Annotated in this window: 19 protein-coding genes and 2 pseudogenes; 12 read left to right on the forward strand and 9 right to left on the reverse strand. The window is 61.8% G+C overall.

Going from position 1 to position 20,493, the window contains the following annotated elements; translation table 11 throughout:
• Nucleotides 1-40 precede the first annotated feature (40 nt).
• The 3 genes from QA640_RS06695 to QA640_RS06705 all read right to left on the reverse strand — a co-directional run bounded on the left by QA640_RS06695 (nt 41) and on the right by QA640_RS06705 (nt 1,918).
• Nucleotides 41-412: a DUF2946 family protein gene (locus QA640_RS06695; protein ID WP_283039940.1), complete on the reverse strand. Its 372-nt coding sequence runs from the start codon at nt 410-412 to the stop codon at nt 41-43.
• Between the two features lie 17 nt (nt 413-429).
• Nucleotides 430-1,659, reverse strand: a complete 1,230-nt coding sequence (locus tag QA640_RS06700; RefSeq protein ID WP_283039941.1) for a GTP-binding protein — start codon at nt 1,657-1,659, stop codon at nt 430-432.
• A 70-nt stretch (nt 1,660-1,729) separates the two neighbouring features.
• Nucleotides 1,730-1,918, reverse strand: a complete 189-nt coding sequence (locus QA640_RS06705; RefSeq protein ID WP_283039942.1) for a hypothetical protein — start codon at nt 1,916-1,918, stop codon at nt 1,730-1,732.
• 74 nt (nt 1,919-1,992) lie between these two features.
• On the opposite strand from QA640_RS06705, the gene QA640_RS06710 reads away from it, so the two are divergent.
• Nucleotides 1,993-2,502 carry a transcriptional repressor gene (locus QA640_RS06710; RefSeq protein ID WP_283039943.1) on the forward strand — a complete coding sequence of 170 codons (510 nt, stop codon included), beginning with the start codon at nt 1,993-1,995 and terminating at the stop codon, nt 2,500-2,502.
• A 19-nt stretch (nt 2,503-2,521) separates the two neighbouring features.
• On the opposite strand, the gene mepA is transcribed toward QA640_RS06710, so the two are convergent.
• Nucleotides 2,522-3,454: a penicillin-insensitive murein endopeptidase gene (mepA, locus tag QA640_RS06715; protein WP_283039944.1), complete on the reverse strand. Its 933-nt coding sequence runs from the start codon at nt 3,452-3,454 to the stop codon at nt 2,522-2,524.
• A gap of 206 nt (nt 3,455-3,660) precedes the next feature.
• On the opposite strand from mepA, the gene QA640_RS06720 reads away from it, so the two are divergent.
• The 3 genes from QA640_RS06720 (at nt 3,661) to QA640_RS06730 (ending at nt 6,263) form a co-directional block, all read left to right on the forward strand.
• The gene (locus QA640_RS06720; protein WP_283039945.1) at nt 3,661-4,887 is read left to right on the forward strand and encodes a GTP-binding protein; all 1,227 of its coding nucleotides are present in this window, start codon (nt 3,661-3,663) and stop codon (nt 4,885-4,887) included.
• 12 nt (nt 4,888-4,899) lie between these two features.
• Nucleotides 4,900-5,880, forward strand: coding sequence for a GTP-binding protein (locus tag QA640_RS06725; protein WP_283039946.1), 981 nt, complete (start codon nt 4,900-4,902; stop codon nt 5,878-5,880).
• Nucleotides 5,881-5,975: 95 nt separating this feature from the next.
• Nucleotides 5,976-6,263, forward strand: coding sequence for a nitrate reductase (locus QA640_RS06730; protein ID WP_283039947.1), 288 nt, complete (start codon nt 5,976-5,978; stop codon nt 6,261-6,263).
• A gap of 1,122 nt (nt 6,264-7,385) precedes the next feature.
• Here QA640_RS06730 and QA640_RS06735 read toward each other — a convergent pair.
• The 3 genes and pseudogenes from QA640_RS06735 to QA640_RS06745 all read right to left on the reverse strand — a co-directional run bounded on the left by QA640_RS06735 (nt 7,386) and on the right by QA640_RS06745 (nt 10,209).
• On the reverse strand, nt 7,386-8,924 hold the full coding sequence (locus tag QA640_RS06735) for a Fic family protein (protein WP_283039948.1): 1,539 nt from the start codon (nt 8,922-8,924) through the stop codon (nt 7,386-7,388).
• 519 nt (nt 8,925-9,443) lie between these two features.
• Nucleotides 9,444-9,681: pseudogene (locus QA640_RS06740) on the reverse strand (hypothetical protein).
• Between the two features lie 99 nt (nt 9,682-9,780).
• Nucleotides 9,781-10,209, reverse strand: coding sequence for a hypothetical protein (locus tag QA640_RS06745; protein WP_283039949.1), 429 nt, complete (start codon nt 10,207-10,209; stop codon nt 9,781-9,783).
• Nucleotides 10,210-11,353: 1,144 nt separating this feature from the next.
• On the opposite strand from QA640_RS06745, the gene QA640_RS06750 reads away from it, so the two are divergent.
• From QA640_RS06750 to QA640_RS06775, 6 genes and pseudogenes are all read left to right on the forward strand, one after another.
• Nucleotides 11,354-12,856 carry a HAMP domain-containing sensor histidine kinase gene (locus tag QA640_RS06750; RefSeq protein ID WP_283039950.1) on the forward strand — a complete coding sequence of 501 codons (1,503 nt, stop codon included), beginning with the start codon at nt 11,354-11,356 and terminating at the stop codon, nt 12,854-12,856.
• Nucleotides 12,841-14,211: a sigma-54 dependent transcriptional regulator gene (locus tag QA640_RS06755; protein WP_283039951.1), complete on the forward strand. Its 1,371-nt coding sequence runs from the start codon at nt 12,841-12,843 to the stop codon at nt 14,209-14,211. The genes QA640_RS06750 and QA640_RS06755 overlap by 16 nt, the downstream gene beginning before the upstream one ends.
• 112 nt (nt 14,212-14,323) lie before the next feature.
• Complete coding sequence (locus QA640_RS06760) at nt 14,324-15,046, forward strand: hypothetical protein (RefSeq protein ID WP_283039952.1); 723 nt, start codon at nt 14,324-14,326, stop codon at nt 15,044-15,046.
• A gap of 39 nt (nt 15,047-15,085) precedes the next feature.
• Nucleotides 15,086-15,703 (forward strand): hypothetical protein, encoded by a 618-nt coding sequence (locus QA640_RS06765; RefSeq protein ID WP_283039953.1) that lies wholly within the window; start codon nt 15,086-15,088, stop codon nt 15,701-15,703.
• Between the two features lie 47 nt (nt 15,704-15,750).
• Complete coding sequence (locus QA640_RS06770; RefSeq protein ID WP_283039954.1) at nt 15,751-17,031, forward strand: MFS transporter; 1,281 nt, start codon at nt 15,751-15,753, stop codon at nt 17,029-17,031.
• A 13-nt stretch (nt 17,032-17,044) separates the two neighbouring features.
• Nucleotides 17,045-18,268 (forward strand): annotated as a pseudogene (locus QA640_RS06775) (arsenic transporter).
• 24 nt (nt 18,269-18,292) lie between these two features.
• On the opposite strand, the gene QA640_RS06780 reads toward QA640_RS06775, so the two are convergent.
• The gene (locus QA640_RS06780) at nt 18,293-18,415 is read right to left on the reverse strand and encodes a hypothetical protein (protein WP_283039955.1); all 123 of its coding nucleotides are present in this window, start codon (nt 18,413-18,415) and stop codon (nt 18,293-18,295) included.
• Nucleotides 18,416-18,733: 318 nt separating this feature from the next.
• On the opposite strand from QA640_RS06780, the gene QA640_RS06785 reads away from it, so the two are divergent.
• The gene (locus QA640_RS06785; RefSeq protein WP_283039956.1) at nt 18,734-18,934 is read left to right on the forward strand and encodes a hypothetical protein; all 201 of its coding nucleotides are present in this window, start codon (nt 18,734-18,736) and stop codon (nt 18,932-18,934) included.
• Nucleotides 18,935-18,952: 18 nt separating this feature from the next.
• On the forward strand, nt 18,953-19,357 hold the full coding sequence (locus QA640_RS06790; protein ID WP_283039957.1) for a hypothetical protein: 405 nt from the start codon (nt 18,953-18,955) through the stop codon (nt 19,355-19,357).
• Nucleotides 19,358-19,677: 320 nt separating this feature from the next.
• Here the strand turns inward: QA640_RS06790 and QA640_RS06795 are convergent, their stop codons facing one another.
• Nucleotides 19,678-20,370 carry an SDR family NAD(P)-dependent oxidoreductase gene (locus QA640_RS06795; protein ID WP_283039958.1) on the reverse strand — a complete coding sequence of 231 codons (693 nt, stop codon included), beginning with the start codon at nt 20,368-20,370 and terminating at the stop codon, nt 19,678-19,680.
• Nucleotides 20,371-20,493 lie beyond the last annotated feature (123 nt).

The following is a 20,493-nucleotide window of genomic DNA, read 5'->3' on the forward strand; positions in this document are numbered from 1 at the left end:
TCATCGCACGGCGCTAGAGACGGATTGAAGAGCGACGTCGTCAGGAGATCGGAGGGGCGCGCGATTGAAAGCTGGCGCGCGGCGACTGCGGTGCGGAGAGCAATTGATCGAGCGGCCGATCGATCCTCACCTCAGTCAACTCGACCGGCGGCGTCGCCGGTGGTGTCGACGCTAGCGTGCTGCCCATGATGGCAACGGCCATGCAGATCGGGCAAAGATCCTCGTCGTGGTGATCCGCAGGATGGTTCTGACCTGGACCGCTGTCGCCCATTGCAACAGCGAGGATCAGCGGGTGCTCTGCGCCGCGTCCGTCCGAGACGTGGACATGACCGAAGGCGAGCGTGAAGTTGATGGCCAGCGCGACAAGCGCAAGCCACGCACCATGCCCGATATGTTTTCGATACCAACGCATGCGATAGCTGTCGTCCCTCACGCCGCCTGCTTGTCCCAGCGGGGAAAGGGATCAGGGAGGTGACGCCAGGCGTCAGGCGTGAAGGCGTCGACCATACCGGTCAGCGCGGCATCGAGTTCGGCACGGATTGCCCTTTCGTCCATCTGGTCGGCGAGGCCGATGAACACGATCTCCTGGCGCCGGTCACCCCATACGCGATCAAGATAGGGCTTCATGCTTTCGTGCCATTCCGGATTGTCCGGCCAGCGCTCGCGCGGCACCGCGGACCACCACAGACCGCGCTTGGAAGTGCGCACGAGCGCGCCGGCCTGCGCGAGCTCGCCGACGAAGTTCGGTCGTGTCGCCAGCCAGAAGAAGCCTTTGGCCCGAACGACGCCGGGCCAGGATTTGTTCACGAAGGCATTGAAGGCCATCGGCGCGAAGGGGCGCCGCGCCCGATAGACAAACGAGCGGATACCGTATTCCGCCGTCTCTGGCACATGGTCCTTGAAGCCGTTCAGCTCCTTGAACCAGAGCGGGTGGGTCTGCACACGATCGAAATCGAACAGATCGGTGTTGAGGACGGCGCCGAGCGGGACGCGTCCATAGTCGGCATCGATGATTCGAGCCTCAGCGTTGAGCGAGGCAATGATTTTGCGCGCCAACTCACGTTGTTCGAGCGAGGCGGATCCGGCCTTATTGAGGACGACGACGTCGGCGAATTCGATCTGCTCGACCAGAAGGTCGACGAGGGCGCGGTCGTCGCCTTCGCCCGCGACCTCTCCGCGATCGCGCAGGAAATCTGGACTGGAGTAATCCTTCAGCAGGTTCACCGCGTCGACAACGGTGACCATGGTGTCGAGCCGCGCGACATCCGCAAGCGATCCGCCATCCTCATCCCGAAAGTCGAAGGTGGTCGCCACCGGCAGCGGTTCGCTAATCCCGGTCGATTCGATCACGAGGTAATCAAAGCGCCCGTCGTCGGCGAGCCGCCGCACCTCTTTAAGGAGGTCGTCGCGCAGTGTGCAGCAGATGCAGCCGTTCGACATTTCCACCAGCTTCTCGTCGGTGCGCGAAAGGCTGCCATCCTGCCTCACCAGTTCGGCATCGATGTTCACCTCGCTCATGTCGTTGACGATGACGGCGACCTTCATGCCATCCCGGTTGTTGAGGAGGTGATTGAGCAGCGTGGTCTTCCCAGCACCGAGAAAGCCGGACAGAACCGTGACGGGGAGACGACGGTCTCCCCCGATTTGGGACTTGGTCATGGACGCTCCGGATATCGCAACAGTCGGGGAGTGGCTTTGCGCGCGCTACAGGATCGATTCCGCGAGGGCTCTAGATTTCGGTGTAGTCCAGAATGCTGTGTTCCCCCGACCAGATCTTGTCTGCGTCGTAAACCCGCTCGCGCCGCCTGGACCTGAAGTCGATTCCGAGAACGACGACGCCCGCGGTCAAAGCCTCGCCGACTACTGGCGCGCGATTGACGAGGAAGCTGGGGTTTTCCGCGACTTGGGGCTTGGTCATGGACGCTCCGGGGTGTAATATTATCACATGGCGCCTGTTATAATATTACACACCTTGTCGTCAAGGCGATCTGAATGGTTCGTGATCCGGATCAGAGGGCGAGTAACGTGGATGCAGATGCGCACAATCATCATGCCATCGATGCCGATGCCCTGCAGAGCCGTGCGCGCGCCTACGCGACATCGAAGCGAATTCCGTTCACCGCGATGCGTCAGCGCGTGCTGGCGTTGCTTGCGGCGTCCGGAAAACCGATGGCCGCCTACGAGATCGCCGAGAAGTTGAGCGATGCACGCAAAGTGCAGGCGGTTCAGATCTACCGCGCGCTTGAATTCCTGCAGGAAGCTGGGTGTGTGCACCGGCTGGCTTCTCAGTCAGCCTATTTCGCTTGCGATCATCTTCATGGGAGCGGCGAGATGGTGGTCTTTATGGTCTGCAGCCAATGCGGCGCGGTTCAGGAAGCGGCCTCGGACCTGGTCGCGCGGGGCTTGCGAGGCGTGGCGAAGACGACCGGCTTCAAGCCTTTACACCCGATTGTCGAATTGGAGGGAGAGTGCGCGAACTGCACCGGCGAAGCCGTGCGTTAGATCGCTTCGCTTGTCCGCTCTACGGCGCGACCAATATCTGCCGGCAAGCGGCCGGGAGTTCCGCAAGTGTGATCCCCCGGCTTGGCGTCACTGGAGTTGTCGGTAACTTTGGATGCAGTACCGGCTCGCTGAACCAGTAGGCGAGGTCGCTTGCGCTGCAGCCCTCATTTTCCGATGGCGGCGGTTGCGGCTGACATTCGCTGCTGCCCGACGGGCATTTGATCCGAACATGAAAATGATAATCGTGCCCGTACATCGGGCGCACCTTTGAGAGCCAAGTCCTGTCGCCTTTGGCTTCACGGCACAAGGCCTTTTTTATCGCAGCATTGACGAAGATGCGTTCGACGGCGGGCTCCTGCGCTGCGGCGCGGATGACGAGGAGGTGGCTCGGGGTCCAGACTTTCGGATCGACATCGAGACGATCCGGGCGCACCATCATGACCCCCGACATCTCCTCACGCTCTTCACGGGACAGCTCCCGGTCCGGCATCGGCGTCAGCCAGATATCGGCGTCGAGCCCAACCTGATGACTGGCATGTCCGGTGAGCATCGGACCGCCGCGCGGCTGTGAGAGATCTCCAACCAGCAATCCCGGCCAGCCCGCGACCTCGTGCACCTTGTCGGACAGTCGCTCCAACAGCGCGATCATGTCCGGATGGGCCCAGTTGCGGTTGCGCGACAATCGCATCACCTGCCATGTCTTGTCGTTGATCGGCAACGCCTGCGCGCCGGCAAGGCAGCCCTTGGCATAGAAGCCCATGGAGCGAACCGCCAATGGTGCCGGCAATGTCTTTCGTCCAAAAAGTTCCTTGGCGCCGAGATGCGGATCGTTGGGATTGGTCAGTGGCGGCAGCGGTTTGGGATCCAGCGTGCCCTTATCCTGTGCCAGTGCGGCCTGCGCCGACGTGACGGCAACAGACAGCAGGATCGCAAAGAGCGCTCGGCTCTTCATCGAAAGCGCACGCTGATTTTGGCCTGACCGTGCGCGGCTGCGACCAGAACCCCGCCAATGTGCGGCGAGACAATCCATCGTGACCAAGGCCTATGCAAACGTTGCCTGGACAAATGCAATGTTATAACATTACAGTCAAGCGGTTTAGCATCACCTCGTCCGAGCGCCAGCCGGGTCCTACCGCCAATTGAGTGCCCAACCCGCCAATGAAAATAGATCAACCGATTCCGGTGACGATCCTCACGGGCTTTCTCGGCGCCGGGAAATCCACACTGCTCAACGAGCTCCTGGCGAGCGAGGCGTTTGCGGACACCGCTGTCATCATCAACGAGTTCGGCGATATCTCCATCGATCATGACCTCGTTCGCGTGAACAAGCGCGAGCTGATGGTGACAACGACAGGCTGCCTCTGCTGCACGGCTGCCAGTGACATCAGGTCTTCCCTGTTCGAACTTTACGACGCCGTGGAAAGCAAGGCCGTCCCGCCGTTCAAGCGCGTGATCGTCGAGACGACGGGCTTGGCCGACCCCGCTCCCATCATCAATCAGCTCACACCCGGCGGTCTTCCGGCGGTCGGATATCGGGATCACGTCGTCGCAAGATGCTTTCGATTGTCCGGCGTCGTCTGCGCCATCGACGTGACCACGATCGAGAAATCGATGGAGCGGCACTTCGAATGCATGAAGCAGGTGGCGTTTGCGGACATTGTCGTGCTCACCAAGACGGATGTTTGCGCAGAAGCTGCCGCGGCTCCGGATCGGTCCGGCCTGCTGACGAGGATCCGGCAGATCAATGCTGCTGCAGCCGTCGTGGACCGTCACGGGGACGACTTCGATCTCGCCGCGGTCTTTGCACCGCGTCGCTACGTTCCCTCCGAACAGGGGGGCGATGTTGAGGGGTGGTTGGCCTTAGAGCAGGCATTGGCCCAGCAAGGGCAAGCTCACGACAATGCCGCAGGCTCAAGCCGCCACGCGGCGGCTGGCATCCAAAGTCTGGCGTTGCTCGAAAGCCGCCCTGTATCGGCACGAAATCTTGCCCTATTTATTGATCTTCTGAAGGCCGTGACCGGCCCACAACTGCTCCGCCTTAAGGGCCTTGTTGGACTCGAGGACGATCCCGAGCGTCCCCTCGTCGTGCACGGCGTTCAGCATGCGACCCAACAGTACCGGCTGCCGGCCTGGCCCTCGGACGATCGTCGCACGCGAATGGTCGTCATCACGCACGGCATCGATGAATCGACGGTCAAGAATCTGTTCACGGCGATCACAGGCATTCCAGCGCGCGCAAAGGCGGAATTGGTGCTCACTGCCGCTGGCTTGAGCCTTCTCGGCGTGGCGCTTGTCACTGGGCTCTTGCTGATTTTTCACGAGCGCGCCACCGCCCAGTTCGAACCCCCCGCCGTGATCCACGATCTACCGAACCCCAAACCTTGAAAAGGACCAAGCATGAACAATGTGATTTCACAAACACCGGTCACCGTCCTCACCGGGTATTTGGGCGCGGGGAAGACGACTTTGCTGAACCGGATTCTGACCGAGACCCACGGCAAGCGCTACGCGGTGATTGTGAATGAGTTCGGCGAGGTCGGAATCGACAACGATCTGATCGTCAATGCCGACGAAGAAATATTCGAGATGAACAACGGGTGCATCTGCTGCACAGTGAGAGGTGATCTCATCAGGATCCTCGAAGGGCTGATGAAGCGGCGCGGCAAGTTCGACGGGATCATCGTGGAGACCACCGGGCTTGCCGATCCGGCGCCTGTGGCGCAAACCTTTCTTGTCGATGACGATGTGCGTCGCAACACGAAACTGGATGCCATCGTCACCGTTATCGACGCAAAACACCTCCTTGGAGAGATCGACCAGGCGCGCGAGGCGCAGGAGCAGATCGCGTTCGCCGATGTTGTCTTGCTCAACAAGACCGATCTGGTCTCGGAGGCGGACCTCAAGCTCGTTGAGGCGAGAATTCGTTCAATCAATCCTTATACCGTAATCCATCGCACGGAGCGCTGCGCGCTCGACCTCGAGAAAGTTCTGGATCGCAACGCGTTCGATCTCAACAGGGTTCTTGAGTTCGAGCCCGGCTTTCTCACTGAAGCTCACGACCATGAGCATGACAGCCACGTCAAGAGCCTGTCATTGACGTCACAGACACCTCTTATTCCCGACAAATTTTTCCCCTGGATGCAGGAGACCGTTCGTCAGTTCGGGACCGATATTTTACGGCTGAAGGGAATCATCCAATTCCAAGACGATCCCGACCGCTTTGTTATTCAGGGCGTGCACATGTTGCTCGAAGGAGACCATCAACGCCCCTGGAAGCCCGATGAGCTCCGAACAAGCCGTCTTGTCTTCATCGGGCGCGAGTTGCCCGAGGACGTCTTGAAGGCAGGCTTTGAGCAGTGCCTGGGCTCAAGTCACTGAAGGATCATGTTTGAAGTCGGAGCATGGCACTGGACTCACTCCGTTGCCATGCTGAGGCCGCGCCAGCCCTCCAAATCCATTCGGACGTCAAGAGCATGCAAAAGATTGCCTTACCTATGGGGCGGCGGGTCCAGAAGGCCGGTTATCCTCAGGCAGTTCAGCAATTAAAGCTGCAAACCCAGAAGCTGTTGGGCTTGTCGGATGACGTGACGATCTCGGTGAGCGAGTTGACCTGTCGAGAGCCAGGATGTCCCGATGTGGAAACCATCGTCGCAATCCTGAGAGACGGGGAAAAGCCAACGATCGCAAGGATCCACAAATCGATTCCCGAGGTCACTCTCGATGAGCTGAAAGCAGCGCTCGATCTGAGGCTTCGTACCTAAAGTCGCGGGGTGGCTATTGCGGGTCCCCGCATGGCAGTCCCGCAGACTACGAATCTAAGTATCGGGCACTCGAATCGCTCCGGGCGCGCCATCTAATCAATAACGGCTTGACGGAAGCCAACATGAACTCCGTCCCTGATCATATTTTCGAGCGGCAGCTTATCCGTCTCGAGCCATTGGCGTTTCAGCCCGGCGGGCAGATAGGTCCTGATTTCGAAGACAAGGCGGCCCGTCGGCGCGAGCTCCTGTTTCCAGCCCTTGTCACTCGCTATCCGCCAGCGCGGCTCATCTGCAGTTAGTGGACGGCGAACCTGCTTATGCTTTTTTCGGAGACCTTTTCACCGCACAGCGTAGAGTTCTTTTCGCGTGAGGGTCGTTGGCTGAGAGGGGCGAGGCGCGGGTGTGGCTGCGGGCGAGGGAGCGGCCGGTGCGGATGTTGCCTCCAGTTCGGAAAGCGCTTGGGTTGCTGGTACGGTTTTGCGCGCTACAGTTTCGGGTCGTGGTGTGCGCGTGGTCTCCACATCCGTGTCCAACACCAGAGGGTCGGGTCAATCTGGTGGAGCCGGAGGCAGGGCCGGCTGAGTGACGACTTTGCCAAGCTCCTTTTTTGATCCAGTAGCCGGACGGAGGCGTGGGGATGTCGGTGCGACGAAGCAAGGAAGCCAACCGGCCTGTTGTGATGCCTAGGTCCGAAGCCACTCGCGTCATCGGCGTTGACCAGATTCGATTGTAGAGTTCTTGGCGGGTAAAACGGTGTTCCATCGGCTCATGCAGTGGTGGCAGATATGACCCTACCAAGATATAAGCATTTTCGCGGCTGGGATTGCTGCCCGATAATCACCTCTTGCGTCGCGCTCGCTCTTGATCTCAATCTTCGCATCTCCGCCGGCACTGTCTACGGAAATGCTGATGCCGTGACGTCGAATGTCGGCGAGGAGATGGAGCAATTGATCGACGCTTTCGATTTCTGCTTCTGCGGTTCCAGCAGCGGGTACTCTCAGGGGTGCACTTTCTGAAGAGGACGTAGTCCAACCGGCGGAAACGAACCGCCGCGCTTGCGCCGCCATCAACGTGCCTGACCCAATTGGCGCATCCTCATTGTCCATCAACAACGACATCGGCTCATTGAGCTTGCTCCGAGAAAGCCGTGTTGTAGAGCTCCTCAATCCTTTCAACTTCTTCCGGCGTCAACTGAGCGAACTCGTTCTCTCTCGCTCTCTTCGAAAGCTTGCCTTGATTTTGCCTGAGGAAGCCGAGCAGGTTGTTGAGCGTGCGCTCAGGCATGTCGACCATGTTCTCGATTCCAGCGCGGAACGTGTCGAAGCTGCGCAGGAAGCTGGTTTCGTTCGGAAGATCCCATTCGATCGTCTGACGCACGCAGGCATATAGAAACTCCGCGTGCGGCGTCGCATCGAAAAACCGGTAAAAATCGGCCGTATCGTTGAGAACCTTGACGTTGCTGCTCGGCGTCGCCTCCCACTGGATGCAGGGAAGTAGCCTGCTCGAATAGCTCTCCAGCACGGTTCTGTACTCGGCGATCCGATCGAGGATGGCCGAGGACACGGGAAAATGCACGCCGGCCGGGTTGAAGCCGCGACGCGCGAGAACGTGATGCATCAGATAGCGATGAATGCGCCCGTTGCCATCCTCGAATGGGTGGATGTACACGAACCCGAACGCAAGCACCGCCGCCGCGATAACAGGATCGAGGTCATTCTCCGCGCTATGGTCGAACGCGATCAGTCCCGCCATCAGCGAAGCGATGTCTTCATGCCGCGCGCTGATGTGGTCCGGAATAGGGCGCTGCGTATCGCGGTCGTGCTCGCCGACGAAGCCGCCGTCCTTGCGGAAGCCGAGCCTCACGAAGCGCTCGTCCCCGATCACGATGGCCTGTAGGCGAAGAAATTCCTGTTCGTCAAGCGGCGCGCGGCCTGCTTCGCCGATGGCGCGGCCCCATCGCTGGACCCGGTCCTGCGGCGGGCTTTCTCCCTCGATGACATAGCTGGACTTCGAGTCCTTCAGCAGAAGGAAGGCCGCGGTGCGGGCGAGCAGGTCCTTGGGCACCTGGTTGACGATGGCACGCGCGCGCTCCTTCCAGTCCTGCGCGATGAATTCGTTCAGCGCAGGAGTCCTGAAAACGAGCGGACAAAATTCCGGCACTCCGGGAAGGTTGTTGCGCACGCGATGCCGAGCCGAGTTCTGCCCCGCGCCCGCGAACTGGATGTCGGTGTCGACAGCATCCACATACGAGACCTTATCCGCGGCGGGCAGCGCCAGCTCGCGGCCAAGCAGCCACTCGTACAAGAACCAGATCCGGCGCGTATAGAGGCCGGTCGGCTTCTGCCGTACGAGCTCTGCAATGTCTGCGTCCGTGACGGCGAGGAAGAGCCGCTTCAGAAGCGCGAGATCCAGGCCCTCGTATTTGAAGGCAAACGTCAGGTGTCCCTCAAGCGACGCCTCAGGGGCATGGCGCGGCGTATAGATGCGCCAGCCGTCCTGTTCGATGAGACGGTGCTTGGTGCCGATCGCCGAAAGAGTCCGGGGAACCGGGACGGGCAGCTTGTAGGCGTGGATTAGAGCGGCGTAGCCCGCCGGAACAGCCGTTTCGGGTAGCCGCCGGTCGTGAAAAACGCTCACTTGACCTGAAAATTGTACGCTCATGCGTAAAGTTCCTGAAAAATGATCTCAAAGCGATCCGTGAATTTTGTTCGTAGAATCACACTCCGATCGAATTTCTATCATATTTCCTGAAAAACAATGCGAAAAAGACAATTCTTGTGAAAATTGCTATCAGTCGGCCACTCGGTCGAGCTCCAAAACCGAGCAAAGCGCGCCTATGCGCCCCCAAATGCGCCGTAGCGGGCAGCGCTTTGCCTCTAAGGTGATCGTGCTGTAATTCGGCGCGCTGTTTGCCCCCTTTATCTGCGCCGAAGGTCAGCCCCAGCAAGTACTGCCGAGACGTTTGAATTGTCACCGGAAAGTTCATCTCGCGTGGGGGGACAAGGTTGGAGGCCGATAGAGGGGTCAAAGTTCGGCGCTCATTTACAATAATGGCAAGCGCCGAAGTGGCGCTGCTTCAAATGCGAATCAGCCGACCAATTCCGTTCTGATGTCAACGCCGCGAACGGCGTTGGATTTAGAGCGAGCTTGCGAAGCCGACGCGGTGCGCGATCGTAACGGTCACGGTGCGCTCAGACAGTCCGGCACCTCGCCAAACTTCCGGATGACCCTGGCATCCCCGAAGTCCCCGCTATGCGAGTCTCCGGTCCTCGAAGGCGTCCGCGCAGCCTGGCTTCCGCGATAGCGCTTCGGCGCGCATGACGGCGGCGTTGTCGCTCAGGCACTCCACCGCCTCGCCGGGCGGGACTCCATCGTTCGCCATGACAAAAGGCAATGCCACGTGGCAGGTGATGTCCATCGCGCTCAATCCTTGTGGGATGATCCGTTTACGGGAATGCCGGGCGCATGTCCCGAGGCGGATCGCGCGAGGCGCCGTCGTGGCACTCCCTCGTCCAGATCAATGAGCAATCGATGCAGGGGCGGCCCGGTGGCTTCTGACGAAGTCCTGGATGTGCTCCGGCACCGGCATGGCGTCGATGTCGCAACGCATCTGGATTTCCTCCGCGAGCTCTCTCGAGATGTTCTTCGACCAACGGGCCTTGGGGTCGAAGGCAACAATGCGGACCGGATCATTGAAGTGTCCGCCGACAAGATTGGCGATGATGGTTTCGAGATCGGTTCGTTCGACCTCGAGCTTCCGGCGCGCGCGGCCGGGTCGTCCCAGTACGTTGTCGACGATCAGATAGACGATTCTGTGAGGCGCACTGCGATGATCCGCACGTCGGTCCGCCATCGGTACCAAGCCATTTCCAGCCATACGCGTCTCCAATGCAGATAGAGCCGGTACTCTGTCCGGGCAGGACCAGTCTGAATTGATCCAGCGCAACGATCTCTAGTCCGGGCGACTACGGATTGGCATCAGGACCAAAGTACGATCAAGACCAAAGTATGATGACGCGTCGACAGTCTTCAGTAAGATCGGCCCCGCTATTGAAGGGCGAGGACGCGGCAATCGTGCACGTAGCAGGCCCGGCGAAACCGAAAAGGACGGAGTGCATGTTCGTGACCGTCGTTGCAGTCCTTTGCCATCTTAGTGGCCTCGCTGGGAGCAACTGCGTCGAGGAAATCGTGACTGACAGCAGCATGACGCCCGACCTTACGTTTTGGGAATGCATGAAGGGGGCTCAGGCGCCACTTGCGCACTGGATGGGCGAACATCCACTCTATCATTCGAATTGGCGAATCGAACGCTACAAGTGCGTGCCGGGTCATTATGAGATTAAGGGCCGGGCGTAGGGTGCAGGCTGTGACGAACTGACTCGTCGGCGCAGCCTGATCTCATGTCACGAGTCCGAGTTTGAAGCGCAGCGCCCTGAGACCAATCGATGCGAGTATGAGCCCCATCCGACCTGAGCGAACGATGAGCGGCAATCCTCTGCGATGAGCGTAGGCTTTGCTCGCTTTCGGCGTTCATTTCCCTCAGCAATTCTACAAAGATGGTCTCGAAAAATCTTCGGTCGAACTTGGCCGCCTTGCGGCCGCGCCAACGTAGCCCTCGTAGGTTCCGCACCCCGTCCTCCCGGCTTGCATCGTGGCAGACTGATCGCCTGTCGTGCCGTTGCTATCTTTGTCATAGAGCAAACAACATTGGGTCTGTGTCGCACACGACGGGTCGAGGCGGGTTCTGGTCCGTCGGACCGCAGGAGTGTCACGGGTTTCCTTCAGAGTGTGCCTCGCGTCGCCGCCCTTGCGCTTCGCTATTCGTTCGCCGCTACAGGCTGCGTAAGCTTAAGTGACTTCCTTCAATCAAGCTCGGTGCACGCGCCCGAAGAGGCCGCCATCGCAGGCGGCGTCCCGAATGGATCTGCTAGAAGGAGGACAAGGCGCGAGATTGGTGCCGCTCGCCCCTTTCGCAGCGACAGATCAGACCAACTCGCCGTCTCCGAAAGTCAATGGCCTTCCCGTCCGCGGACTTGACCGCGGAGTGGAAATCGCATCGAGTCGAGGCGGTCTGCTGCACGGACCATATCATGACCGCCGCTCCGAACCCCATGTCAGCCAAGAACATGCAGCGCCGTGGGCGGTCCTTACGATCCCGACTCCTAGCGCTGTGGCTGATGTTGGTCGTCTCGGGAGCGACCACGGGATATCTTCTCTTCGAATCCTTCCGGCAGACCTCGAACGCGCGGGTGGCGCGGTCCGAGGAATTGGTGGCGCGCGCCTGCCGCGACATCGCTGATCGCTACCAATTTTTCACGACCGGTTTGGGCGGCGCCTCCATCGACGAGCGCCTGAAACGCGACCTGGCCACGGTCGTGCAGTCGGCGCTGTCCAGTGCGGCTGGTGTCGAGGGCGGAATCTGGCAGGCCGACTCAGGCTCGCTTGCCTATGCGTTTCCGTCCTATGAGGGCACGGGACCGAAGACCGACGTTCCCGCAGCCGAGGAGAACACGATCCGTGAGGTCAACGCGGAGGCGCTGCGCTCGGGCCGCCCTGCGGTCATTCGGCAGGCTGGACGGTCCCAGGTTCTGACCGTGCAGGCCTGTCCCCTGCGCGGACCTCTGCCGGGCCTAACGGCCTGGACGATGACCAGGACCTTTACGGCCGAAGGGCCCGCCTACAACCAGTTGCTGGCGGGCCTTGCAGTGCTTGCACTGACGATCTTCGGTTCGGCAGCCTGGCTCGCCCATGTGCTTGTGTCGTGGTCGCGCAGGATCGCAATGATCGAGGGAGCTCTCGGTAAGGGCACAAGCGGTGCCGCCGATCTTCCGACTCTCCCCAGAACGGGCGAGGAGGAGCTCGACCGGCTGGTGGACGCCCTGAAGGTTACAGGAGAACGACTCGCGCGGGAGCGCCAGCGAGCAACGGCCGCCGAGCGGCTCGCTGCCGTCGGACGGCTGTCGGCTGGCCTTGCCCATGAGATCCGCAACCCGATCGCCGCGATGCGGCTGAAGGCGGAGAACGCATTGGCGACGCCCGACGAGACGAGGAGGTCAAAGGCGCTCGAAGCGATCCTGCAGCAGGTCGGCCGGCTGGATGCGCTGCTGCGCGATTTGCTCGCCATGACCCAGACCGGCGAGCCTAAGCTTGCGGACGTCGAGCTCGCGCCCTTCCTTGAAAACATCATCGAGGACCACCGGGAACTCGCCGTTGCAAAGGGACTGTCGCTGAATACCGGAACCGACGACAAATCCGGTCCACCGCCGCGTTTCGATCGCGATCAGATGCAGCGGGCCCTCGACAATCTGATCCTCAATGCCATTCAGGCTACGCCGGGCGGTGGATGTGTTACCGTCGAGGCGCTTCATGAAGGAGACTACTTGCTCTTGCGCGTGAGCGATACCGGTCCGGGCGTCACCGAAGAAGTCCGAAGCCACCTGTTCGAGCCGTTCGTCACCGCACGGCCCGACGGGACGGGGCTTGGGCTTGCGATCGTGCGCGAAATTGCCCGTGCCCATCGCGGAGAGGCTCGCCTTGCGGCGGACAATCCGGGCGCCAGCTTCGAGATCGAGGTGCCATGGCGACCGTCCTGATCGTCGACGACGACTCGGCATTGCGAGAGAGTCTGGCCGAAACCCTGACCGATCTCGGCCATGCGCCTCGCTTGGCATCGTCCGGCAGGGAGGGCCTTGCAGCCCTGTCGGGCGAAATCGATGCAGTGCTGCTGGACCTGCGGATGCCCGGCGGTCTCGACGGCATCGACGTGCTCCGGCGCATTCGCTCGCAGCAGCATCCCCCGCCGGTCGTGGTGCTGACGGCCTTTGCGAGCGCGGAGAACACGATCGAAGCGATGCGGCTGGGCGCCTTCGACCATTTGACCAAGCCGATCGGACGGGAGGAGCTGAAGGCATTGCTGGATCGGCTGCCACCCAGGACACTGGCGCGAACTGCCGTCACTCAAAGCCGTCCGGATGCGTTGATCGGTTCGAGCGAGGGCATGCGGCGAGTCCAGAAGGCGATCGGCCTAGCCGCTGACAACGACGCGACCGTCCTCATTCTCGGCGAAACCGGTACGGGCAAGGAGCTGGTCGCGCGCGCCTTGCACGTTCACAGCCGGCGCAAGGATTGTCCGTTCATTGCTGTGAACTGTGCCGCCATTCCTGCCGAGCTACTCGAAAGCGAACTATTCGGTCACGTGAAGGGATCGTTCACGGGAGCGACCAGCGATCGCGCCGGCGCCTTCCGCGAGGCCGAGAATGGCACGCTGTTTCTGGACGAGATCGGCGACATGCCGCTTGCCATGCAGGCCAAGATCCTGCGCGCGCTGCAGGAGCGGATCGTGACGCCGGTCGGCGGCAGGCCGGTACGGGTCTCGGCGCGCATGGTGGCGGCCACGCACCGCGACCTGACGAAGCTCGTCACAAGCGGGCAATTCCGCGAAGATCTCTTCTTCCGCCTCAATGTCGTGCCAATCGCAATTCCGCCTTTGCGCGAGCGTCCATCGGACATCATGCTCCTCGCCGAGCACTTTCTTGCACTGGCCGCTTCGCCCGAAAAGCAGGGCAAGCAGCTATCGCCGGCGGCAATCGAGAAGCTCATTGCCTACCGTTGGCCCGGGAATGTTCGGGAGCTTCGCAACGCCATCGAGCGCGCCTGCGTGCTGACGAGAGGCGGCATCATCGATGCGGACAATATCGCCGTCGGCAGTGGACCGGAGCCTTCTTCGGACATTCCTGCAGTCGAAGATGACCTGCCGTCAGCGGTGGCGAAGCTTGAAGAGGCGATGATCCGGAAAGCGCTCGCGGCATGCGGCGGCAATAGGACGGAAGCCGCTCGCCGTCTCAACATCAATCGCCAGCTCCTCTATACCAAGATGCAGCGATACGGGATCGCTGATAGCGAGCCGTCAGAAAAGCCGACGCCAAGCGTCGGGAAACACGACAACTAGACCTGCGGCTCCCAAACAAACTCCTTCGAAATCAAAGACATCGCGCCTGGCACGGCCGTTGCTGTGTCTTGGGTCTCAGCGACCTTGGTCGCGAATTTGAAGGAGTGTTCCGATGAAGATCCCATGGATAGGCGCATTGACTTGTGCGCTTCTCACCACGACGGCAATCCTCACCAGCCCGGCCCAGGCGCAGACTGGAGCGATGTGGGATTCCCCGCAGCTTCCGGAAACGCGAGGAGCGGTCAGGCAGTACACGCTGACTCCGCGAGGCGACGTCGACGGCTTGATCCTGAGCGACGGCACCGAGGTGAAGCTTCCGCCACATCTCACCGGCCAGATCGTATTTGCGGTCCGGCCCGGTGACGCGGTCTCGATCCGGGGCTTGCGCGCACGCGCCATCCCGCTGATCGATGCCTCGTCCATCACCAATGTCGCAAGCGGCAAGAGCGTGGTCGATAACGGTCCTCCGGACCGCGCCGGCTATGAGCAATCGTTCAACGGGAGGATCGCCTCGACCCTGCACGGCAAGCGCGGGGAGATCAACGGTGCGCTGCTTGAAGACGGCACCGTGCTCCGCCTTCCGCCGCCGGAAGCCGAGCGCCTCGCCGACTGGCTCCGTCCGGGCCAGACAATCGCGGTCCGCGGCGACGTCCTCGATAGCGCGCTCGGCAGGGTGATTGACGTGCGCGCGCTCGGAAGCTCGTCGGAACAGATGACCGAACTCGCCGGGCCGCGTCCGCCGCGCGGACCAAAGGGTGGCCCCGACCGGTTCGGCCCTCCGCCTCCACAGCCGCCTCAGCCTGGCTTCGCTCCGCCACCCCCGCCGCGAGGCTGAGGCCAAGATCTCGTTCTGCAAAGGAAATAGGAGAACAAGATGCACTGGATTGACCCCGAAAGCCTGCTGGAAATCGCGGGCACGATGGAACGCTTCATCATCAACACGCATGGCGAGGTCGACGGCTTCGTGATGAGGGATCAGGCCGAGATGCCGATCCTCGTTCATACGCCACCGCACTTGGGGGATGAAATGACGCGCGAGGTGAAAATCGGCACCAAGGTCGGAGTGCGTGGCGTCCGACCGCGCGGCGCGCACTTGATCTCGGCGGTAGCGGTAACAACGGAGAACGCTCGCCAGATCGTTGACCGCGGCCCGGAGCACGACCGGAAACACCCCAAAGCCGACCATCGCAAGATGGAAGCGAAGGGCAGGGTGCACCTCTCGCTGTTCGGTCCGAAGGGTGAACTCCGCGGAGCGCTTCTAACCGATGGCACGATCCTGCGCATCGGCCCCAAGGAAGCGAAGGAGGTCGCCGGATTACTCGCGCCGAACGCAACGGTCGCTGCGACCGGCGACGGCATCGAGACCAGGCACGGCCGCGCCATCGAAGTGAAGGCGATCGGCAGCGAGCCTGGCAGTCTCCGGCCGGTCCACAAGCCGAAGCCCAAGCACGATCATTCGAAGCCAAAACACCCGAATGAGGCGCACGCGTAGCCGCGCAAGCCGCCGTCGAGTGAGGCGGCATCGACCCGAGGTTTGTCATGTCTGAAACAGACGACCAGAAGCAGCGTGCCAACCGTGCGATCGATGCCGCCAATTTCTTCCTTGCGGACGTCCGGGACGGGCTCGGACCCTATCTTGCGATCTATCTTCTGACCGAACGGAGATGGAATGAGGCCCAGATCGGGCTGGTGATGTCGATCGCGGCTCTTGTCGGCATTCTCGCCCAAACCCCTGCCGGTGCGCTGGTCGACGCGACGAGGGCCAAGCGGCATGTGATGGTCGCCGCGGCATCTCTTGTGACGATGGCTTCGCTCCTGCTGCCGCTGTTTCCGACCTTTTGGCCGGTTGCAATCTCGCAAGGCATCGCGCATTCGGCGGGCGTCATCTTCCCGCCGGCGATTGCGGCTGTATCGCTCGGCGTGGTCGGTCCGCGCGCCTTCACGAAACGGATTGGGCGCAACGAGACTTTCAACCACGCCGGCAACGCCGGAGCCGCTGCGATCGCCGGCCTTGCGGCGTACGCGTTCGGCCCGACCGTCGTCTTCTTTCTGTTGGGGGCCATGTCGATCGCCAGCATCGCCAGCCTGCTGGCGATCCCGGAGAGCGCGATCGACCACGATGTGGCGCGGGGCCTGCACGAAACCGCGCATCACCTGCATCGAGATCGTCCTTCAGGTCTCAGCGTCCTTCTGACGTGCCGTCCGCTCCTGATCTTTGCGGCCTGCGTCACGCTCTTTCACCTCTCGAACGCGGCGATGCTGCCGTTGCTCGGCCAGAAGCTCGCGCTTCAGGACAAGCACCTCGGCACAAGCCTGATGTCGGCCTGTATCGTCGCGGCGCAGGTGGTGATGGCGCCGATGGCGATGCTGGTCGGCGCCAAAGCCGATGATTGGGGACACAAGCGATTCTTCCTCGCCGCGCTCCTCGTCCTACCCATCCGCGGCACGCTTTACACGTTCTCCGACAACACGGCCTGGCTGGTCGGCGTGCAGCTCCTGGACGGCGTCGGCGCCGGCCTTTTCGGCGCGATCTTTCCGGTGATTGTCGCCGATCTCATGCGCAATACCGGCCGCTTCAACGTGGCCCAAGGCGTGATCATCACCGCGCAGAGTCTCGGGGCCGCACTTTCGACGACGCTCGCGGGATTGGTCGTACTCGAGGTCGGCTACAGCGCAGCATTTCTGACGCTCGGCGCCGTTGCGGGCATAGGAGCTGCGGTCTGCTTCCTGGCGCTACCCGAAACACGCAGCGAAACCGGCGGGAGCCGACGCGATCGCGAGACGATCGCGCCGCCAATGCCGAGCGTCGCCGCGGAATAGTCCGAGGTGTCGTATGCTGACTGCAGGTATCATTGTTTTGGCCACCGCAGGCGTCATCGTCAGACCCTTCCGCTTGCCGGAAGCGATCTGGGCGCTCGCTGGCGCGGCAGCGCTGGTACTGTTCGGCATTCTTCCTTTCGGGGCCGCGCTCGATGGCATGCGAAAGGGTCTCGATGTCTACCTGTTCCTGATCGGCATGATGCTGATCGCGGAGCTCGCGCGGCAGGAGGGGTTCTTCGATTTTCTTGCGGCCTTTGCCGTCGAACATGCGCGAGGCTCCCCACGGCGGCTGTTCCTTTTGGTCTAACTCGTTGGAACGCTCGTCACCGTTCTCTTGTCCAATGACGCCACCGCGATCGTCCTGACGCCTGCAGTCTACGCGGCCACCCGCGCGGCCGGCGCAAAACCGCTGCCTTTTCTGCTTGTCTGCGCCTTCATCGCCAATGCCGCGAGCTTCGTGCTTCCAATCTCCAATCCCGCCAACGGCGCACGCATGCCGCACCTCAGCGAATGGTTGCGCCAGTTCGCCTTGCCGTCGCTGGCATCCATCGTCGTCACTTATCTCGTGCTGCGTGTGATCCAGCATCGCGCGTTGAAGGCCGAAACGATCGAGCACCGCGTGCCGCAACCAAAGCTCAGCCCCGGCGGCCAGTTGACCGCCTGCGGCATCGTGGCCGTCGGAATTGTTCTGATCGGAGCCTCCGCGCTCGATATGCCACTCGGACTGCCAACCTTCGTTTGCGGCGTGGTCACCACAGGTGTCGTCTTGCTCATCAGTAGGCAAGCGCCGTGGCCGGTGATGAACGGCATTTCCTGGAGCGTGCTGCCGCTGGTGGCTGGCCTGTTCGTGATGGTGGAGGCTCTCACGCGCACTGGCGCGATTGCGCAATTGAGCGACCTGCTTCGGGCCGCGGCAGCCCGATCAGCGCCGACGGCCGCCTGGTCGGCTGGTATCATCACGGCTCTCGCCGACAACATCGCCAACAATCTGCCAGTCGGTCTGATCGCGGGATCGGTGGTGGGGGGCGATCACCTTTCCCCGCAAGTGCTCGGTGCGATGTTGATCGGCGTCGATCTCGGCCCGAACCTGTCGGTGACGGGCTCGCTCGCGACCATTCTCTGGCTGGTCGCGCTGCGCAGGGAGAAGGTCGAGATCAGCGCCTGGTGTTTTCTGTGGCTCGGACTCTTGGTGATGCCGCCAGCTCTATGTGCGGCGCTGGCAACCGCGATCCGATGAAAACAATCGCAGCTTCCGAGATACTCAGCCCGTAGCGTCGCCCGCGGTGTCGGCATCGAAGATCTGAAATTCAGTCCCGAGGTCTGCCCGCGGCGAGATTGCGACATGACGCACGGCCTGGAGGGTCGGGACGTTGCTGCGGCTCATTGCCCGTGAGTTCCGTGTCCCGAGCAACGCCCGGGAGTATGTCACCATTCGCGACGCCCCGCTGCATGACTACGACTGCCACTGCCCGGAAGTGGATGGACGAGCCCGCTGCGGCTTCTCTGCTGTGCGGCGGTCCAGAAGGTTCCTTCGCAGGTCATTGCGGCGCAGCGGACCGTCCATGAGGCCGTTCTCGACATGACGCATTCATGAACTATTGCCAAGTCCGAGCCGGGATGTAGAGTTCGAGAAGTTCTAATACGCTTGAATTCGACGCCGTAGCGATTGAGGTACGATAGTTCTTTCTTTTGGGGGTCCCCCATGTTCGATCCTGCTACCACCGCGCTTTTGCGCGCGGTCCTGGACGAGGTCTGCGAAAACGTTTCCCGGACCGAGACCGGCGCCCGTACCCACGTGGCTTCGAAAATCCTGGAAGCCGCGACCAGAGGCGACACATCTCCTGATCAGCTCAAGCAGGTCGGGCGCCAGGCTCTCTCGCAAGCGCCGACCATGTGGCGCTGACTGGCCGAGGAGGCGGGGGTGAATTTCCAGGTCACGGTGCTGAAAATCCTGGTGGCTTATCCCGACGGCTTCGCCCTCATGGCCGAGCTCAAGCGCGACATGGCGATCCTGGCGACCAGCGGTCGGGACTGGGCCGACCGCACCAAGCGGTTGGCTGCCCGCGTGCCGGACCTCGACATCTTCTCGCAAGGCCTCGTCACGCGCGAAGACGGCGGCTGGAAGATCACCGCCAAGGGGCGCCTCGTCCTGGAAACGATGGAGGCGCGCACGCGCGCTGACCAGGCGATTGAGGCGGCGCCGGCGGAAAAGGTCGATGCGCCAGTGCCTCCGCTGCCGCAGCCGGCCGAGCGGGCAAGACGTCGGCGTGAACGTCGCGAGCGCCGGCGCGAGGCGCGTGAACGCGCGCGGGCGAACGCTTCCTAGTTTGCGGAGCGGTGGCCCTTCAGAAGAAGGCTGCCAGATCCGGGCCGTCGCTCATTGCGGCGATAAGGGAGAGCAGCACGTCCAGGCCGCAAAAGATCGCGACGGACTTGAACTCAACGACGTCGATGCGGCGGGCGCCGATCGCTATGCGTAGGCCGATTTCGCGGGTGCGTTCGATCTCGGGCGGCCGAGATCATCCTGACGAGGGCCTCCCCGATTTGGACCTACGAAGAGATGTTGGCGTTTTGGGTGAACAAACAACCAAGAGGGTCTTTGCGAAGCGTCTAACTGCCAGCGTTCAAGTGAGCCGTCGCCGCGCCCTACAGCATCGGTTCAAATTGGCAGTGAACCAACAATTCGGAGACCGAGGCGTTGTTCGGCAGCATGAGAACGGTCTCGACCAGCCGCGCGATATCACCGGGTTGGCTCATCTCATGACGAGGAATTTCGTCATCGTTCAGTGTCATGTCGGTGGCGACGTAGCCGGGGCATACGACAGTGGCCCGGATTCCCGCTGCGCGACCCTCGCGGCGGATGCCGTGCGTCAGCGCGACCACGGCGAACTTGGTCATGGCATAGCCGATGTTGCTGCCCACGCGCTTGCCGGACAATGAACCGAGATTGACGACGCGCCCATGGCCACAGACGGCAAGATGCGGCAGCGCCGCCCGGACGACGCGCAGCGGACCTTTGACGTTGATCCGCCACATCTCTTCTAGTTCTTCCTCGCCCTCATCGGACACGCGGACCCTCGGGTTGATGCCAGCGGCGTTGACGATGGCGTCGACGCCACCCCATCGCGCGAGCGTGGCCTTGACCCATGACACGGGGCTTGCGGCATCGCCGGCGTCATAGCGGTGCGTCATCAACCGGTCGCTCTCTTGAAGGTTGCCGGGGTTGCGAACACCCGCCGACACACGGAACCCGGATGCCAGGAGGCGATCGACGACGGCGCGTCCGATGCCACGCGAGGCGCCTGAGACCATGACGATCCGATTGTTGACCTCCAGCATGGTCGTTTGTCTCTCGCGCGTGAGCCAAAGGCGGCTCGGACAAATTTACGGCGCTGGCCGAGAAGCGAGTAAGAGCAATTCACTCTGCCGCTATCGGTCGCGCTTATGGGAGACTCGGCGCAC

The organism is Bradyrhizobium sp. CB82 (genome assembly GCF_029714405.1).
Classification (GTDB): Bacteria; Pseudomonadota; Alphaproteobacteria; order Rhizobiales; family Xanthobacteraceae; genus Bradyrhizobium.

Bases quoted from the DNA above. Each gene is read 5' to 3' on its own strand.
- QA640_RS06760 (WP_283039952.1), top strand. From the start codon at position 14,324: ATGAAGATCCCATGGATAGGCGCATTGACTTGTGCGCTTCTCACCACG.
- QA640_RS06705 (WP_283039942.1), bottom strand. From the start codon at position 1,918: ATGACCAAGCCCCAAGTCGCGGAAAACCCCAGCTTCCTCGTCAATCGC.
- QA640_RS06730 (WP_283039947.1), top strand. From the start codon at position 5,976: ATGCAAAAGATTGCCTTACCTATGGGGCGGCGGGTCCAGAAGGCCGGT.
- QA640_RS06785 (WP_283039956.1), top strand. From the start codon at position 18,734: ATGTTCGATCCTGCTACCACCGCGCTTTTGCGCGCGGTCCTGGACGAG.
- QA640_RS06710 (WP_283039943.1), top strand. From the start codon at position 1,993: ATGGTTCGTGATCCGGATCAGAGGGCGAGTAACGTGGATGCAGATGCG.
- QA640_RS06750 (WP_283039950.1), top strand. From the start codon at position 11,354: ATGACCGCCGCTCCGAACCCCATGTCAGCCAAGAACATGCAGCGCCGT.
- QA640_RS06695 (WP_283039940.1), bottom strand. From the start codon at position 412: ATGCGTTGGTATCGAAAACATATCGGGCATGGTGCGTGGCTTGCGCTT.
- QA640_RS06720 (WP_283039945.1), top strand. From the start codon at position 3,661: ATGAAAATAGATCAACCGATTCCGGTGACGATCCTCACGGGCTTTCTC.
- mepA (WP_283039944.1), bottom strand. From the start codon at position 3,454: ATGAAGAGCCGAGCGCTCTTTGCGATCCTGCTGTCTGTTGCCGTCACG.
- QA640_RS06765 (WP_283039953.1), top strand. From the start codon at position 15,086: ATGCACTGGATTGACCCCGAAAGCCTGCTGGAAATCGCGGGCACGATG.
- QA640_RS06735 (WP_283039948.1), bottom strand. From the start codon at position 8,924: ATGAGCGTACAATTTTCAGGTCAAGTGAGCGTTTTTCACGACCGGCGG.
- QA640_RS06780 (WP_283039955.1), bottom strand. From the start codon at position 18,415: ATGAGCCGCAGCAACGTCCCGACCCTCCAGGCCGTGCGTCATGTCGCA.
- QA640_RS06770 (WP_283039954.1), top strand. From the start codon at position 15,751: ATGTCTGAAACAGACGACCAGAAGCAGCGTGCCAACCGTGCGATCGAT.
- QA640_RS06700 (WP_283039941.1), bottom strand. From the start codon at position 1,659: ATGACCAAGTCCCAAATCGGGGGAGACCGTCGTCTCCCCGTCACGGTT.
- QA640_RS06755 (WP_283039951.1), top strand. From the start codon at position 12,841: ATGGCGACCGTCCTGATCGTCGACGACGACTCGGCATTGCGAGAGAGT.
- QA640_RS06725 (WP_283039946.1), top strand. From the start codon at position 4,900: ATGAACAATGTGATTTCACAAACACCGGTCACCGTCCTCACCGGGTAT.
- QA640_RS06795 (WP_283039958.1), bottom strand. From the start codon at position 20,370: ATGCTGGAGGTCAACAATCGGATCGTCATGGTCTCAGGCGCCTCGCGT.